The organism is Propioniciclava sp., from assembly GCF_036744435.1.
In the GTDB taxonomy this organism is placed as follows: domain Bacteria; phylum Actinomycetota; class Actinomycetes; order Propionibacteriales; family Propionibacteriaceae; genus Propioniciclava.
The window spans coordinates 2,745-19,132 of record NZ_DAIOIA010000052.1 but is presented as its reverse complement, the minus strand read 5'-3'; the positions used below and the strand labels follow the sequence as shown (position 1 = coordinate 19,132).

16 protein-coding genes are annotated in these 16,388 nt (G+C 69.5%); 8 read left to right on the top strand and 8 right to left on the bottom strand.

The window, feature by feature from the left end:
- The coding region (locus V7E09_RS08450; protein WP_324523255.1) for a DUF2207 domain-containing protein at nucleotides 1-717 on the bottom strand (717 nt) is incomplete at its 3' end.
- Between the two features lie 37 nt (nucleotides 718-754).
- Between V7E09_RS08450 and V7E09_RS08445 the strand changes: the two genes are divergently transcribed.
- Nucleotides 755-1,984, top strand: coding sequence for a neutral zinc metallopeptidase (locus V7E09_RS08445; protein WP_324510439.1), 1,230 nt, complete (start codon nucleotides 755-757; stop codon nucleotides 1,982-1,984).
- A gap of 16 nt (nucleotides 1,985-2,000) precedes the next feature.
- Here the strand turns inward: V7E09_RS08445 and ispF are convergent, their stop codons facing one another.
- The 3 genes from ispF to V7E09_RS08430 are packed head-to-tail and all read right to left on the bottom strand — an operon-like array spanning nucleotide 2,001 to nucleotide 3,678.
- Nucleotides 2,001-2,471, bottom strand: coding sequence for a 2-C-methyl-D-erythritol 2,4-cyclodiphosphate synthase (gene ispF, locus V7E09_RS08440; RefSeq protein ID WP_324510440.1), 471 nt, complete (start codon nucleotides 2,469-2,471; stop codon nucleotides 2,001-2,003).
- Nucleotides 2,471-3,181 carry a 2-C-methyl-D-erythritol 4-phosphate cytidylyltransferase gene (ispD, locus tag V7E09_RS08435; protein ID WP_324510441.1) on the bottom strand — a complete coding sequence of 237 codons (711 nt, stop codon included), beginning with the start codon at nucleotides 3,179-3,181 and terminating at the stop codon, nucleotides 2,471-2,473. Before ispD ends, ispF begins: the two co-directional genes overlap by 1 nt.
- Nucleotides 3,182-3,192: 11 nt before the next feature.
- A complete protein-coding gene (locus tag V7E09_RS08430; protein WP_324510442.1) occupies nucleotides 3,193-3,678 on the bottom strand; it encodes a CarD family transcriptional regulator in 486 nt (161 codons plus the stop codon).
- 344 nt (nucleotides 3,679-4,022) lie between these two features.
- Here V7E09_RS08430 and V7E09_RS08425 point away from each other — a divergent pair, with 344 nt between their 5' ends.
- Nucleotides 4,023-4,589 (top strand): hypothetical protein, encoded by a 567-nt coding sequence (locus tag V7E09_RS08425; RefSeq protein WP_324510443.1) that lies wholly within the window; start codon nucleotides 4,023-4,025, stop codon nucleotides 4,587-4,589.
- Between the two features lie 7 nt (nucleotides 4,590-4,596).
- On the opposite strand, the gene V7E09_RS08420 is transcribed toward V7E09_RS08425, so the two are convergent.
- A complete protein-coding gene (locus V7E09_RS08420; protein ID WP_324510444.1) occupies nucleotides 4,597-5,274 on the bottom strand; it encodes a response regulator transcription factor in 678 nt (225 codons plus the stop codon).
- Nucleotides 5,271-6,395, bottom strand: a complete 1,125-nt coding sequence (locus tag V7E09_RS08415; RefSeq protein ID WP_324510445.1) for a sensor histidine kinase — start codon at nucleotides 6,393-6,395, stop codon at nucleotides 5,271-5,273. The genes V7E09_RS08420 and V7E09_RS08415 overlap by 4 nt, the downstream gene beginning before the upstream one ends.
- 187 nt (nucleotides 6,396-6,582) lie before the next feature.
- Between V7E09_RS08415 and phoU the strand changes: the two genes are divergently transcribed.
- The gene (gene phoU / locus V7E09_RS08410; RefSeq protein ID WP_324510446.1) at nucleotides 6,583-7,248 is read left to right on the top strand and encodes a phosphate signaling complex protein PhoU; all 666 of its coding nucleotides are present in this window, start codon (nucleotides 6,583-6,585) and stop codon (nucleotides 7,246-7,248) included.
- An 86-nt stretch (nucleotides 7,249-7,334) separates the two neighbouring features.
- On the opposite strand, the gene V7E09_RS08405 is transcribed toward phoU, so the two are convergent.
- Nucleotides 7,335-8,087 (bottom strand): phosphoglyceromutase, encoded by a 753-nt coding sequence (locus V7E09_RS08405; protein ID WP_324510447.1) that lies wholly within the window; start codon nucleotides 8,085-8,087, stop codon nucleotides 7,335-7,337.
- Nucleotides 8,088-8,271: 184 nt separating this feature from the next.
- Between V7E09_RS08405 and V7E09_RS08400 the strand changes: the two genes are divergently transcribed.
- On the top strand, nucleotides 8,272-9,702 hold the full coding sequence (locus V7E09_RS08400) for an MGDG synthase family glycosyltransferase (protein WP_324510448.1): 1,431 nt from the start codon (nucleotides 8,272-8,274) through the stop codon (nucleotides 9,700-9,702).
- Between the two features lie 286 nt (nucleotides 9,703-9,988).
- Here V7E09_RS08400 and V7E09_RS08395 read toward each other — a convergent pair whose 3' ends face one another.
- A complete protein-coding gene (locus V7E09_RS08395) occupies nucleotides 9,989-12,160 on the bottom strand; it encodes an ATP-dependent DNA ligase (protein WP_324523256.1) in 2,172 nt (723 codons plus the stop codon).
- Nucleotides 12,161-12,356: 196 nt separating this feature from the next.
- Here V7E09_RS08395 and V7E09_RS08390 point away from each other — a divergent pair, with 196 nt between their 5' ends.
- From V7E09_RS08390 to V7E09_RS08375, 4 genes are all read left to right on the top strand, one after another.
- Complete coding sequence (locus V7E09_RS08390) at nucleotides 12,357-13,295, top strand: aldo/keto reductase (RefSeq protein ID WP_324510450.1); 939 nt, start codon at nucleotides 12,357-12,359, stop codon at nucleotides 13,293-13,295.
- Between the two features lie 54 nt (nucleotides 13,296-13,349).
- Complete coding sequence (locus V7E09_RS08385; protein WP_324523254.1) at nucleotides 13,350-14,102, top strand: SDR family oxidoreductase; 753 nt, start codon at nucleotides 13,350-13,352, stop codon at nucleotides 14,100-14,102.
- A 98-nt stretch (nucleotides 14,103-14,200) separates the two neighbouring features.
- Nucleotides 14,201-14,794, top strand: coding sequence for a TetR/AcrR family transcriptional regulator (locus V7E09_RS08380; RefSeq protein WP_324510452.1), 594 nt, complete (start codon nucleotides 14,201-14,203; stop codon nucleotides 14,792-14,794).
- On the top strand, nucleotides 14,794-16,388 hold a 1,595-nt coding region (locus tag V7E09_RS08375; RefSeq protein WP_324523253.1), incomplete at its 3' end, for an alpha/beta fold hydrolase. The genes V7E09_RS08380 and V7E09_RS08375, both read left to right, overlap by 1 nt.

Here is a 16,388-nt window from a genome sequence, read left to right as displayed (position 1 = left end):
CAGCGGGTCCAAGGACAGTGCCCGATCGAGCGTCCAGTGATGGGTCAGCACCGCGTCGGAGGCAACCGAGCCCGGCGCGAACCGCAGCGTCACCTGGACGACCTCGCCTGCGCCACGCGGGCCGTCGTGGAAGGCCGGGTCAGGGGCGTCGTGCGTCCCGCCGCGATACCAGCCGCAGGCGCCGGGGGCAGCAGGGGAACCGGCCTCGCAGTCGATCATGGTGAACGGTGCGGGGGCATCCACGGTGGCATCGAAGGTCTGCACGGGCAAGTTCAGCCCCTGCAACAGGCGCCAGATGACGGTGGTGCCGTCGCCGGTGTCGAAGGCAGCACCTCGGACCGTGTACTGCAGGACGACCGGCTCGGCGTTCGTCAGCGGAACGGTCACCACGTCGTAGCCCGCCTGCTGGGTGACGGTGGCCCCCGCGTCGGTGCCGCCGCGGCTGGCCCGCACATCCGTCAGTGTGAACGTGTAGGACCGGTTCCCGGTGGTCTCCTGGCTGGTGGCGAATCGCTGCACCAGTTCGCCTCCGGCGGCGTCGGGTGTGATCGTCGCGGTCACGCTCAGCGCCCCGTCGGTGGCGATCACGGCGGCCACGTCGTAGGAGTTGATCTGCCCTGCCGCGGCGGCCGGGCGGGCGAAGGGCACCACCGTCAGCGCGGCGGTGACGACCAGCAACAGCAAGGTGCGCACGAGGCGCGAGGGCGTGAACGGCACGGTGAGAACCTATCGCACCCCCGCTAGGGTGGGCCGCGTGAGCCAGCAGCAGTGGGGGGCCCCGCCCCCGCCCCAGCAGTGGGGAGCGCCCCCTCAGCCTCAGTCCGGCGGAACGTGGTCGCAGGGCCGCGCCCCGTGGCAAGGCGGCAACGCCGGCTGGAGCGGCCAGACCTACGCGTCGGGCCCAACGCAGCAGCGCGGCACAGCACAGTATCCGCAGGCACAGTGGCAGGCCCCGGGCGGGTCCTGGCAGCAGGCGCCGAGTGGCTGGCAGGCACCGGGCGGCGGGTGGCCACCACCACCTCGGCGCCAGCGCAGCGGTTTCGGCACGCTGATCAAGATCGTGTTGGCCGTGATCGGGCTGCTGGTGCTGTTCTCACTCGCCAACTCGGTGCTCAATGGCCTGGTTTCCGGCGGAGGTGCCGCCCCGCTGCCCCAGAACTCCGGCGAGCCGAACTATCAGAACGAGGGTTACGTGCCCCCGGCTGTGTCCGAGACGCCACCCCCGGTACCCGGCCCCCGGAACCTGGACGCCGCCGAGCGCCTCGTGACCGCCAACCCGCTCTATGACCAGACCGTTCCGGTGCCCACCAATTGCCGGATGTCGAACACGAAGCCCCTGCAGCAGATGTCGGCCAGCGAGAAGGAGGCTCACTTCAACGAGCAGGTGGCATGCCTGATGACCGTGTGGATCAACCCCGTCGAGGACGCTGGCTTCGAGCTTCCGCGGCCGCAGGTGTACGTCTACACCTCCCCCATCAAGACCGCCTGCGGCGACTTCGACACGGTCAACGCCGCGTACTGCACGGCCGACCAGCGCATCTACTACTCCGACGAGCTGCTCGACTCGCTCTCCACCGAGGCCGCCAACGGCGCCTATGCCGGAGAGCTCGTGCTCGCCCACGAGTTCGGGCACGCGGTGCAGGCACGCACGGCGATCCTGATCTCCGAGCGCGTGCTGGAGTCGGAGACCACCACCAAGGCGGCGTCCCAGGAGTTGTCGCGCCGCATCGAGGTGCAAGCCGACTGCTTCGCCGGCGCCTATGTGCAGTCGGTGACCCGCAGCCAGAACCTGACCGCGTCCGACCTGGCCAACCTGAAGCAGGTGACCCACAGCATCGGCGACGACATCCTGTCCGGGCGCGAGGGTTACGTCGGCGGACACGGGACGGGTGCGGCTAGGCAGAACTGGTTCACCCGGGGCTTGGGCGACGCACAGGTGGGGGTGTGCAACAGCTTTACCGCCCCCTCTGAGGAGGTGCGCTGAGGCAGCCGCGTGGCCGTCAGGAGCGCTTGAGCACCAGGGCGGTCGCGATGGCGGCGACCCCCTCGCCCCGCCCGGTCAGCCCCAGGCCGTCGGTCGTGGTGGCCGCCACAGCCACCGGGGCGCCGATCGCCGCGCTGAGCACGGACTCGGCCTCCGCTCGCCGGGCGGCGATCCGCGGGCGGTTCCCGATGACCTGGACCGCGACGTTGCCGATGTCGAAGCCTGCCTCCCGGAGCCGACGCGCCGTCTCCTCCAGCAGCGCCACCCCGGACGCACCCGCCCAGGCGGGGTCGCTCGTGCCGAAGTTGCTGCCCAGATCGCCCAGTCCCGCCGCCGACAGCAGCGCGTCGCAGGCGGCGTGGGCGGCGACGTCGCCGTCGGAATGCCCCGCCAGGCCCTTCGGCTCGTCGGGGAAATGAAGCCCCGCGCAATGCATGGGGACGTCCGCGCTGAGCCGATGCACGTCCGTGCCGATACCGACCCGCATCACGGCCGCCCCTCGGCGACGGCGCGGGCCAGCAGCAGGTCCAAAGGCGTGGTGATCTTGAAGGCCAAAGCGTCGCCGTCCACCAGTGCCACCTCGTTCCCGGTGTACTCCACGGCTGCCGCGTCGTCCGTCACGGGGGTTCCGGTCTCGGCGAGCGCAGCGTGGGCGTCCTCGATGATGGAACGCCGGAACCCCTGCGGGGTCTGGACGCCGCGCAGCCGGGTGCGGTCGATGACCCGGGAGCCCAGATCGTCGACCTCACGGATGGTGTCGGTCACGGCCGTGACGGGGATCACCGCAGGGGCTCCGGCCCGGACGGCGTCGCTGACGCGCCCCACGACGTCCGCGGGAACGAAGGCCCGCGCGGCGTCGTGGATCAGGATGACCCCATCGGCCTCCCCGAGCAGTTCAGGCAGTACCGCCAGACCTGCGGCGACGGAGTCCTGGCGTTGCGCGCCGCCGATGACCCGCCGTGTCGGCAGGGGGGCCTCACCCAGATCGGCGTCGAACGCGTCGACCTCGTCGGCGGGGACGACGACGATCGCCTGCTGTGCCCCGCCCGCCGCGAGTTGCGTGAGCGAGCGGCGCAGCAGGGATACCCCGGCGATCGGGACCAGAGCCTTCGGCACGGCGGCGCCCAGCCGGGAACCGGAACCGGCCGCCACCACGATGGCGACGACCGGTTCGGCGATGGAGTCTGTGCTCATCATCGGTTGTTCATCTAGGAGGCGAGCACCTCGTCGAGCATGACCTCCGCGCGGTCTTCCTCGACCTTCTCGGCCAGAGCCAGTTCAGAGACGAGGATCTGCCGCGCCTTGGCCAGCATCCGCTTCTCACCGGCCGACAGCCCGCGCTCGCGCTCACGACGCCACAGATCGCGCACGACCTCGGCGACCTTCATGACGTTGCCGGAATGCAGCTTCTCCAGGTTCGCCTTGTAGCGCCGCGACCAGTTCGTCGGCTCCTCGGTGTGCGGCGCCCGCAAAACCGAGAAGACCCGCTCAAGGCCGTCGGCGTCGACAACGTCGCGCACTCCGACCAGATCGAGATTGCAGGCCGGAACCCGCACCACAAGATCACTCTGCCCAACGATCCGCAAAACCAGGTAGAGACGTTCCTCACCCTTGATCGTCCGGGTTTCGATGTCTTCGATGACAGCCGTCCCATGATTGGGGTAGACGACCGTTTCTCCGACTGTAAAAGTCATAGTGTTGACCCCTTCCCGGTATCCATCATACCACGGTCGTACACGGCCCCCGAGATCGAAACCTCTAGCCAGATCACAGTTGGGGACCTTGACAACCCGGCGAGAATGTGAATTGAGGCAAAGATGCCGCATCAAATAGGGTCAGTCTTCACACTACGACCGTAGTCAGACCCGGACCAGCCGACGCGCCCGATCCCGCCAGGTTGCGTCAGGCGCACCCTGCCCGCACGGGGGTTGCGCTGCGATCACGAACCTCTCCGCAGCGCCCTCTCCGCTACCACCCCGCGCGCGCGTTTCGTTAGGGTGAGGCCATTCGAGGTGGAACACGACCAGGAGGCCTCCCCATGCATCACAGCACCCCGACGCGCCGGGGCGCGCGCGTCCTGATCGCCGCCGCCGCGTCCGCCCTGCTGCTGTCGGGCTGCGGGTTCAGCGCGCAGACGATGCAGCCTTATACGCCGGCCGAGGGCGTCAACACTCAGATCGGCGACGTGAAGGTGCGCAACCTGGTCCTCGTCAGCGACGAGGAGGGGAACGGCTACGTGTCGGCGTCGCTGGTCTCCCCCACCCGGGACACCCTGGTCACGGTCTCAGGCAATCCCGTGAAGCTGGACGGCTCCGCCGGAGCACCGCTCACCGTGGTTGGCGGAACCCCCGTCTCGCTGACACCGAACAAACTCGTCGTGCTCACCGACCCCACCGCCGCACTGACGGTGTCGAGCCCCGACCTGCGTCCCGGGCTCGTCGCCACCGTGACGCTCCAGTTCGCGTCCGGGGAGCAGCAGTCGATTCAGACCCCCGTCCTCAGCCCGACCGACCCGATCTACGCGACGGTCTCCCCCGCGCCGAGCACCGAGGCGACGCCCGCCGCCAGCGGGACCCCGAGCGCAAGCCCCACCGCGACGCCGTAGCGGCCGCTCAGCCCTCGAACTTGTAGCCCAGCCCGCGCACGGTGAGCAGCAGGTTCGGGTTGGCCGGGTCGGTCTCGATCTTGCCGCGCAGTCGCTTCACGTGGACGTCCAGCGTCTTGGTGTCGCCGACGTAGTCCGCGCCCCAGATCCGGTCAATGAGCTGGCCACGCGTCATGACGCGACCGGCGTTGCGCAGCAGCATCTCCAGCAGTTCGAACTCCTTCAGCGCCAGCCGCACCGGCTCGCCGTCGACCCAGACCTCATGCCGCTCCACGTCCATCCGCACCCCGGCGGACTCGATCACATCCGGCATCAGTTCGACGTCCTGGCCACGGCGCAGCACGGCGCGCACCCGCGCGAGCAGTTCGCGATGACTGAACGGCTTCGTCACGTAGTCGTCGGCGCCCAACTCGAGACCCACGACCTTGTCGATCTCGGCGTCCCGCGCCGTGACCATGATGATCGGGACGGTGCTGCGCTGCCGGAGCCGACGACACACCTCCGTGCCGGACAGCCCGGGCATCATGAGGTCGAGCAGGACGATGTCGGCACCGTGACGTTCGAACTGCGCCAGCCCCTCCGCCCCGTCGGCGGCCAAGATGACCTCGAACCCCTCGCGCTCCAGCATGAAGCCCAGGGCGTCGCGGTAGCTCTCCTCGTCCTCGACGATCAGTACAACGCTCACGCGTCCTCCTCCAGGTCAGGGGCTGCGGGCAGCTCCATGGTGAACGTGGAGCCGCTGCCGACTCGACTCCACAAGGTGATCGATCCGCCGTGGGCCTCCACGATCTCGTTCACGATCGACAGGCCCAGCCCCGTGCCGCCGGTCTGCCGGCTGCGGGCGAAATCGACCCGGTAGAACCGCTCGAAGACGCGGCGCTGATCCTCCTCGCTGATCCCGATGCCGTTGTCGGACACGCCGATGGCGACGCGCTCACCGTCCGGGTCGGGAATCAAGCGGGTGGTCACGACGACCCGCGCCTTGGTGTCGGAATAGTGGATGGCGTTGTGCAGCAGGTTCAGCAGCGCCGTGATGAGCTGATCCCGGCTGCCACGGATGGTGAGCCCCCGGGTGCCGCTCGTGGTCAGGCTGACGCGGCGTTGCTCGGCCAGATGACGGCTGCGATCCAGTGCGGAAGCCACCACCTCGTCGACGTCGACGACGCCGACGGTGGCCAACTGCGTGCCCTGGACGTGCGACAACTGGACGATCTGCGTCACCAGTTGGGTCAGGCGGGCGGACTCCCCTTGGATCTTCCCGGTGAACCGGCGGACGGCCTCGGGATCGTCGGCGGCCTGCTCGGCGGCCTCGGCCAGCAGCGTGACCGCCCCGATGGGCGTCTTCAACTCGTGGGTGGCATTCGCCATGAAGTCACGGGCCGAGGCCTCGACGCGCAGAGCCGCGGCGCGATCGTCCGCCACGACGAGGACCACTCCGTCGTCCAGCCGCACCACCCGAACGGCGAGCCGCTGCCCGGGCCGCCCCGAGCGGGTCTGATCCAGGTTGACCGTCGCCGTCTCCCCGTCGCGTCGCACCTCGCGCACCAGTTCCAGCAACGCAGGGATCGCGACGCGCTCCCCCCGCACCAGACCGATGTCGGAGGCAACCGTGTTGGCGCCCAGGATCTCGTCCTGGTCACCCACCAGGACCGCCCCAGCGCGGAGCGCATCGAGGACGCGTTGACGTTCAGGGCCAGTGTCGGGCGGCGGCGCAGCCAGCCGGATACGCGTCGCCACATACGTGGCGATCGTGGCGAACACGGCCCCGACCACGACGCCGAGCGCGGCGGCCAGAGCGGGAGTCACGGCTCGATCATAGGACGCGAATCCGCCCGTCCAGCCGGGGTTGGCGGACCCGCCAAGAGACGCCGACGAGCGTTCATGCAGTGTTCACTCGTCGTTGGTCTCCTAGCGGGCCTAAGCTTCCGACCGTACGTAGGGTTGGGGGTCGATGCAGTCCCACGAAGTGCCCAAGGAGAGGAACGCAGCGAATATGCGCGCGAGTTACCACGAGGAACTGTCGTCCGTCGTCGACGACCTCGTCACCATGACCGAGAAGGTCAGCACGGCCGTCGAGGACGCCACCCGTTCGCTGCTGGGCGCCGACCTGGCGCTCGCCGAGAAGGTCATCGGCGCGGACGCCACTCTGGACCAACTGCACGACGACCTGGAGTCGCGGTGCTTCACGCTGCTGGCCCGTCAGTCCCCCGTCGCGGGTGAGCTGCGGACCATCGTGGCGGCCCTGCGGATGGTGGCCGACCTGGCCCGCATGGGCGACCTGGCCGCCCACGTCGCCAAGATCGCACGGATGCGCTACCCCAAGCAGGCCGTGCCCGAGTCCATGCAGCCGAACTTCCGCCGGATGGCCACGCTGGCCGAGGAGATGGTGCAGCTCGCCGGCCGCACGCTGCGCGACCGCAACGTCCTGGACGCCGAGAAGATGGCCGACGACGACGAGGAAGTGGACAACCTGCGCACCCACCAGTTCCGGCTGCTGCTGGACGAGAACTGGGACCACGGCGTCGAGGCGGCCGTCGACTGCGCCCTGCTGGGCCGCTACTACGAGCGGATCGCCGACCACGCCGTCCTGATGGGCAGCCGGGTCATCTACATCGTCACCGGGATGCAGCCCGAGGGCGAGAACTGGACCATCGCCTGACGCGTCCCGCGCGCCCGGCCCAACAACGAGGCCCCGCAACCCGGTCACCGGGTGCGGGGCCTCGTGGCGTTCGAGCAGGCCGGGCGCTACTTCTTCTTGCCCTGGTTCTTCACGGCCTCGATGGACGCCTGAGCGGCCTCCGGGTCGAGGTAGCGACCGCCCTTGGCGATCGGCGCGAAGTCCTCATCGAGTTCGTAGAACAGCGGGATCCCGGTGGGAATGTTCAGCCCGGCGATATCGGCGTCGCTGATGCCGTCCAGGTGCTTGACCAGCGCGCGCAGCGAGTTGCCGTGGGCCGTGACCAGCACGGTCTTGCCGGCTGCCAGGTCAGGCTTGATGTTGCTCTCCCAGTAGGGGAGCATCCGCACGACGACATCGGCCAGGCACTCGGTCTGAGGACGCTCGTCCTCGGGGATGTCGGCGTAGCGCGGGTCGTTCCACTGGCTGAACTCGGCGTCCTTGTCCAGCGGGGGCGGCGGGACGTCGTAGCTACGGCGCCACTCCATGAACTGCTTCTCGCCGTACTTCTCCAGCGTCTCGGACTTGTTGAGCCCCTGCAGCGCACCGTAGTGGCGCTCGTTGAGGCGCCAGGAGCGCTCGACCGGGATCCAGTGGCGGTCGGCCACATCCAGCGCGGTGTAGGCGGTGTGGATGGCGCGACGCAGCAGCGAGGTGTGCAGCTTGTCGGGAAGCAGGCCCTGCTCCTTGAGAAGTTCACCGGCGCGCACGGCCTCGCCGGCGCCCTTCTCGTTCACGTCGACGTCCACCCAGCCGGTGAACAGGTTCTTCTGGTTCCACTCGCTCTCGCCGTGGCGCAGAAGGATCAGCTTGTACGTCATGCGCCGAGTTTATCGCCGCAACTCCCCCGGCGGGACGCCCTCCACGATCGCAGCCCGGGAATGCCCCCGGGTGTGGCGATGCCGTCCCAGAGGGGGTAGCCCCCGCCACGACGCGCCTAGAGGGCCCACCGCACACCGGTCCGAGGCCGGGACCGTCGGGGCGGCGCATCGCTAGGCTGACCGAATGGAACGCAAGGTGATGATCCTGAGCGCCGGGGTCGGCTCGGGCCACAACAGCGCCGCCGCCGCGCTGCAGCGCAATCTGGCCAACCGTCCGGATGTCAGCACGGTCACGACCCTCGACATCCTCACCACCACCCCCGAGTTCTACCGGACGGTGTACGACGACGGCTACTTCGAGATGGTCGCCAAAGCCCCCTGGCTCGTCGGCTGGGGCTACGACCAGGCCGACGCGCCGTTCCAACTGGGCAGCCGCGTCCCCTGGTGGGATCAGATCAACACCACCGAGACCGTCACCCGGATCAAGGAGTTCTCCCCCGACATCGTGTTGGCGACCCACTTCCTTCCCGCCCGGATCGTGGCCAACCTGCAGTCCGCCCAGGAACTGTTCACCCGGATGGCCATCATCACCACCGACTACGACGTCCAGGGCCTGTGGATCACCAACACGTTCTCGCGCATCTTCCTGGCCCGTGAGGAGTCCCGGCAGTACCTGATCGCCTCCGGGTTCCCCGAGGACCGGCTCACCGCCTCCGGGATCCCCGTGCGCTACGAGTTCGGCCAGCAGGTCGACCGGCCGGCCGTCCTCGCTCAGTTCGGGCTGCGCGACGGCGTCCCGATCCTGCTCATCTCCGCCGGGGCCGCGGGCGGTCCATACGCGCTGCGGATCGTGCAGCAGATGCAGGCACGCACCGAACCTTTCCAAGCCGTCGTGGTGTGCGGCCACAACGCCGACCTCAAGCGCGACATGGACACCCTGGTCGGCGACGACACCGACCGGTTCCACGTCCTGGGGTTCACCACAGCCATGCCGGATTTGATGCGCGTGGCGTCGATCTTCGTCGGCAAGCCTGGCGGACTGTCCTCCTCCGAGGCGATGGCGGCCGGGCTGCCCATGGCGCTGATCAACCCCATCCCCGGACAGGAGGTTCGCAACAGCGACTATCTCCTGGAGCAGGGCGCGGCCGTCCGGAACAACTACGAGACGACGATCGGCTGGAAGCTGGGCGAACTACTCGCCGACCCCGCACGCCTGGAACGCATGCGGGCGGCGGCACAGGCGACAGGACGCCCCGGGGCCGCGTCCACCGTGGTCAACGACATGCTCGGTGATCGCGACGGTCAACTGTGGATCAGCGACAAGGCGCAACGCTCCCTGCGGGAGGCGAGCCACCTCGACAAGCCCGATCGCCCCGCGTCCCCCAAGCAGCGGCTTCGCACGCTGATCGACACGTCGTCGGGCCGGTCGGTGGCCCTGATCACCGACGGCCAACTCAAGGAGCTCTCCAAAGTGATGTGGGCCTCCGGCACAGGCATGACGTTGGAGCGCGCGCGGCTGCGGGAGATCACGACCCTGCAACTGGACCCCACCCTCGTCACGATGCTGCGCAACGTCCTGGCCCACCGTCCCGACCTGAAGGTCAGCATCACCTGACCCCCGCCCCGCCGAGGACTGAGCCTAGGTCCGTCGAGGACTGAGCCTAGGTGCGCCGAGGACTGAGGTTATGGCGTCGAGGACTGGACCAAGGAGCACCGAAGACTGATCATTATCGGAGCCCAGCCGACGAGCACGCCCACCCCACATCACCGGCCCTGATTTCACCCAACACCTGAGTCCTCAGCAGGCTTAACCTCAGTCCTCAGCCAACGCAGCCCCAGTCCTCGGCGCCCGCAGCCTCAGTCCTCGGCGGGGGCAAGCTCAGTCCTCGGCCAACGCAACCTCAGTCCTCGGCGGGCAGGGGGCCGAGGACGTTGTCCAGGTCGTAGCTCACCGGCTCCTCCAGTTGGGCGTACGTGCAGGACTCCGGGATGCGATCGGGGCGCCAGCGGGAGAACTGGGCGGTGTGCCGGAACCGCTCCCCCTCCATGTGCTCGTAGCGGACCTCGACCACCCGTTCGGGACGCAACGGCGTGAACGACAAGTCCTTCTTGGCGTTCCAGCGGCTGTGGGCGGCGGCGGTCGGCGTCCGCGGGAAGGACTGATCCCGGTTGTCGGGTTGCGCGTCGGCGGGAGCCGCCCACGACCAGGGGTGCCCCTCGAAGTCCGTCACCAGCGGCTGGAGTTCGGCGAACAATTCGCGCCGCCGGGCCATCGGGAACGCCCCGATGACGCCCACCGAGTTGAGTTGTCCCTGCGGGGTGTAGAGCCCCAGCAGCAGCGAACCAATGGCATCGGGTTCGTCGCGGTAGAGGCGGTACCCCGCCACGACGCAGTCGGCGGTTCGCTCGTGCTTGATCTTGAACATGACGCGTTTGTCCTCGGCGTAGGACGCCGCGAGCGGCTTGGCCACGACGCCGTCGAGCCCTGCCCCCTCGAACTGGGTGAACCACTGCCGGGCGACGTCCCGGTCGCGGGTGGCCCGGGTGAGGTAGATCGGTGGTTTCGCGTCGGCCAGCGCCTCCGTCAGGGCCGCACGGCGCTCGGCGAACGGACGCTCGGCGTAGTTCGTCTCCCCGAGCGCGAGCAGGTCGAACGCGACGAAGCTGGCCGGGGCCTCGCGGGCCAGCTTGGCGATCCGCGACGCCGCGGGATGGATCCGCTGCTGCAGCAGGTCGAAGTTGAGCCGGTCCCCCGTCTGAGGGTCGACCATGATGATCTCGCCGTCGATGCAGGCCCGCTCCGGAAAGCTGGCCTTGACGGCGTCGACGATCTCGGGGAAGTAGCGGGTCAACGGACGCGTGTTGCGGCTGCCCAGCTCCACACGATCCCCTGCCCGCCAGATGATGCTGCGGAATCCGTCCCACTTGGGCTCGAACAGCACATCCGCCGCCGGGAAATCCTTCACCAGTTTCGCCAGCATCGGCCCGAACGGCGGCACGATCGGCATGCCCCAGTCGGCGTCGCGTTCGGCCTTGGGCGCCAGATAGTCCGCCTCGGGGCGGTCTGCCTTGCGGCGGCTGGGCGGGACGCGGGGCGGTTCGCCGGGCATCTTCGGGTAGTCGGGTGGGTAGTTGAGTTCCCCCAGCCCTCGCTCCACGTCTGCCTCCCACAGGGCGAGCGCGCCGGCGAGGCTGCCGGCGTGGGCGTCCAGGTCGGCCCACGCGTCCCCGCGGCGTTCCAGGAGGGCGGGGACGGTGTGGAGGGTCCAGTCCCCGGGACGCGTCCCGGGCAGTTCCTCCCAGGACAGTGGCGTGGACACCGGTGCTCCGGGCAACGGACGCGGCGAGTAGGCCCCCGCGATGGTGCGATCACGGTTGGCTTGGTTGAAGTCGACGAACACCTTCTCGCCACGCTCTTCCTTCCACCAGCTTGTCGTGACGAGGTCGGGGAGACGGCGTTCCAGTTCGCGTGCGATGCCGATGACGCCGTGGCGCACGTCGACGAACTCATGGTCGGGGGCGATCCGCGCGTACACGTGGACGCCACGGTTGCCTGACGTCTTGGCATACGCGGTCAGTCCGATCTCCGCCATCAGGTCGCGCAGCGCGAGCGCAGCTGTGACCGCGTCGGCGAAGTCGCGGCCGGGTTGCGGGTCCAGGTCGATGCGGAGTTCGTTGGGGTTGTCGAGGTTCGTCGTGCGGACGGGCCACGGATGGAACGTGATCGTGCCCATCTGCGCCGCCCACACCAGTTCGGCGGCTTCGTGGAAGACGAGTTGCTCGTGGCGGCGGCGCGACGGGTAGGTGCACGTGACGGTACGCAGGTAGTCGGGCGCCCCGCGCGGGGGGCGCTTGCTGAAGAACTCTTCGCCTTCGATGCCGTCGGGGAACCGTTGCAGCGTCATGGGACGGTCCCCGTTGAGCCGCAGGAAGGGCTCGGCGACGGCGAGCAGGTAGTGGGCCAGGTCGGCTTTCGTCACCGCAGGAGAAGTCGAAGTGGCGGGCCAAAGTACCTTGTCAGGGCTGGAGAGTTTGACGGTTCGCGGACCGTGCGGCCCCGCGATCTCAAGCATCCGTGCGTCTGCGGCGGGCATGCCGCACAGGCTAGGGCCCTCGACGCGGGTTCCGCCATCATGGCCCGCCGGGCTTATCGCCCCACCGCCGTCGCGGATCGGCTCCTGCGCCCGGCGCAGCCCGGTCTTCAGGCGCGGCGCAGCAACCCGCTGCCGCGCCTCTGGAAATGTGGCCACGGACGCCTACCGTGGTGGCATGGCACGCATTCACGGCATCGACCACGAGATCCTTCCGCTCAACCTCGGTGGCAACCCGTTCGGTTGGACGGCCGACCAGGAGACCTCCTTCGAGGTCCTGGACGCCTTCGTCGCAGGGGGCGGGTCGTTCGTCGACACCGCCGACGTGTACTCCGCCTGGGTGCCGGGGAACTCCGGGGGCGAGTCCGAGCGCATCATCGGCGCGTGGATGGCGAGCAGGGGTAACCGCGAGCAGGTGGTCGTGGCGACGAAGACGGGTCAACTGGAGAGCCGGACGGGCTTGGCGGAGGCGACGGTGAAGGCGTCTGTCCGCGACTCGCTGGAGCGCCTGGGCACCGACCACATCGATCTGTACTACGCGCACCGCGACGATGCCGAGGTCTCAATCGAGTCGCAGGTGCGCACGTTCGGCGGCTTGGTGGCCGACGGGACGATCTCGGCGATCGGCCTGTCCAACTACTCCCCCGAGCGCGTCCGCGACTGGGTCAAGACCGCTGACGCCTTGGGCTTGCCGCGTCCGGCCGCGATTCAGACGCGCTACAGCCTGGTGTCACGTCACGACTACGAGACGAACGACGCCTCGCTGGTCAGGGACTTCGGGGTCGCCTCGTTCCCCTATTCGACGCTGGGTTCGGGGTTCTTGTCCGGCAAGTACCGCACCGCCGAGGATCTGGTGGGTGCGCGTGCGGGCGCCGCGAAGGCGTACCTCGACGCCGGCGGCCTGAGCGTGGTGGATGCCCTGGCAGGCGTTGCTGAGGCCCATGACGCGGAGTTGACCACCATCGCCCTCGCCTGGCTGCTGGCGCGGGGTGTCACGGCCCCGATCGCGTCCGCGTCGCATGCCGCGCAGGTGGCTGCGCTGCTGGCCGCCGTCGCGGTGAAGCTGACGGCCGAGGAGGTCTCCGCGCTCACGGCCGCCTCGGCCGCTTTCGCCTGAGCGGGTGCTGCGCGGCCGCCGTGATAGCGGCCGCCTGCGCCTAGGATCGAGGGCATGACGAGTTCCTCTTCCTCCCGTACCGCCGTCGTCACCGGCGCCTCCAGCGGTATCGGCGCGGCGACCGCTCGCGCGCTGGCCGCCGACGGGTATCGAGTGGTGTGCGCTGCGCGCCGCCACGACCGCGTCCGCGCGCTCGCGGCCGAGATCGGCGGGGTGGCGGTGGCATGTGACATCACCGTCGACGACGACGTGGCCGCGCTGGCCGAGGTGGTGGGGGATCGATTGTCCTTGTTGGTCAACAATGCGGGCGGCGCGCTGGGTCAGGAGCCGATGGCGGATGCCGACTTGGACGCCTGGCAGCGGATGTACGAGACGAACGTGATCGGGACCGCACGCGTCACCAAGGCGCTACTGCCCGCCTTGGAGGTCGGCGAGGGCACGGTGGTGTTCCTCACGTCTACGGCGGCCGAATCGGCCTATGAGGGTGGCGGCGGCTACAACGCCGCGAAGGCTGGCGAGCGCATGCTGGCGGGCGCGCTGCGGCTGGAGCTGTCGGGCCATCCGGTACGGGTGTGTGAGGTGTCCCCCGGCATGGTGCACACCCCGGAGTTTTCGCTGACCCGGTTCGGCGGCGACCAGGCGCGTGCGGACGCGGTCTACGACGGTGTCCCCGATCCCCTGACCGCGGAGGATGTGGCCGAGGTGATCGCCTGGGTGGCGTCTCGTCCTGCGCATGTGAACGTGGATCGCGTGGTGGTGCGGCCGCGGGCACAGGCGTCCAACTTCAAGGTCTTCCGGACGCGCTGACCCTCCCGCGTTCCCACGCCGCGACGGTCCGGAGTTTCTGAGCGGCTCTGTGAGGCGCCCGTTTGCTCATTTTATATAGACCGGTCTATTTTGTAGGCATGATCTCCAAAGGTGCCCAGACGAAGGCGCGGCTCACCGCGTCCATGCTCGAACTCATCCAGACCCATGGCTACGCCGGCACGGGCCTCAACGCCGTGATCGAGCACGCGCAGGCCCCGAAGGGCTCGGTCTACTTCCACTTCCCCGACGGGAAGGAAGAACTGGGCGCGGCTGCGATCGAGCTGGCCGCACGCCAGTTCGAGACGTTGATCGCCGAGGCGGCCACCTCATCCGGCGACCCGGCCCTCGCCGCCCGCGTCGCGATCGAGGAGCTGACGAGGATCGTGAGCGAGAGCGACTTCCGGCTGGGCTGCCCGGTCTCCGTGGTTACCCTGGAGATGGGCGCGGACAGCGAGCGCCTCCGGCAGGCGTGCGCCGCGGCCTTCGAATCATGGATCATCCCGACCGCCTCGCTCCTGGAGACGGCGGGCCTGCCTGCCCCACAGGCCCGGGACCTGGCGCATGTCATCGTCTCCCTGATCGAGGGGGCGGTCATCGTCTCCCGGGCCACGCGAAGCACCCAGCCCCTGGTCTGTGCAGCAGCGGTTGTGACCGGGCTCATCGCGCAGCGGCGCATCGAAGGCGGCGTGTGATGACGGCGCACGCGGCCCCCCGGCACGCCCTGGTCTTCGGAGCCTCGGGGCTGGTCGGACGCCATCTCGTCTTGGCCCTCGCCGCATCGGGGGCGACCGTCACGGCGGCCGTCCGCTCGGCCGAGTCCGGGGCGCGTGTCCAGCGGTGGCTCCGCCAGCACGGGCTGTCACGGGAGGTCGGCACCACGCTCGTCGACTTCGACACCCCCGCACTCGTCGCGGGCGGAGCCGCCGCGCTGCCCGGTGTGACGGAGATCCACAATTGCGCGGGGACGTATCGGTTCGGGATGTCCGCCGGGGAGGCGCGCAGCGCGAACGTCGGCATCGTGGAGAAGCTCCTCGTCTTCGCCGAGGGACTCCCCCACCTGCAGCGCCTCGTGCACGTCTCCGGCTACCGCGTGGGCGGACAAGATCCGGCCACCGTTCCGTGGTCGGACGACCACCGCACCCGGGTCTACCGGGACCTGGGCGCCTATGAGGCATCGAAGGTGGAGTCGGATGCCCTCTTCCAGGCGGGGGCCACCGCACGCGGGATCCCCTGGACGATCGTCAATCCCGCCAGTGTGATCGGCGACAGCGCCACCGGCGAGTCCGACCAGCACATCGGGCTGGCCGGCACCATCGAGCAGATCTGGCGGGGCGCCGCGACGGCGCTGCCTGGTGGCGAGGCGACGTTCCTGCCAGTGGTCACCGTCGACTACCTGGCCGCCTTCATGGCCGCCGCGGCGACCGACCCCGCGGCGGCGGGCATGGCCTATTGGGTGCTCGACGACGACACTCCGCCGCTGGCGGACCTCCTCACCCACGTCGGTCGGCACCTCAACGCGCGGGTCCCCCGGGCACGGGTGCCGGTGAGCGTGATCAAGCGGCTTCCGTCGTGGATCACGCGAGCAGATCCCGAGACGCTCACGTTCATGTCCACCGACCGCTACCCGACGCAGCCTGCTCACGCCTTCGCCGCGTCCCACGGAATCGAGACGCCCGACGTCCGGGTGTCACTCGAACGATGGGCGGACTACCTGGTGGCGCATCGGTTCGGGGCGGCGCCCGCCGACGGGCGCCGCTTCGTCGATGCCGACGGGCTGCGGGTGTTCGAGGTGGGCGCGTCCGGCTCGCCTCGAGTGATCCTCCCCGGACTGCCGGTGAACGCGGACACGTGGGCCGAGGTGGCCCTCGGCATCGGCGGGCGTGCGGTCGACGCGCCGGGCCTGGGGCTCAGTGGCGGAAAGGGAATCGAGGATTGGGCACCGTGGTTGCGCGCGGTACTCGGCGAGCGCCCCACCCACCTGATCGGGCACTCTCTGGGCGCGGCGGCAGCCGTGACGGCGGCTGACAGGTTCCCCGAACGGGTGGCCTCGCTCACCCTGGTTGCGCCGTTCTTCCTTCAGCCCGCGCCCGGGATCGCCACCCGAGCGCGTCCCCTCGTCAGCGGCCTCCTGCGGCACACCACCGCGGCGGAGCTGTCGCGCCGCCTCACCGGATCGAAGGCGAGCGCCCCGGCCCTGGAGTCCAGCGTCGCCGACCTGCGGCGAGGCCGTGCCTCCCGGGTCGCAGAGCAGTTGGCCCGGGCCGGTTCCCGGCGATGGCGCCTCGA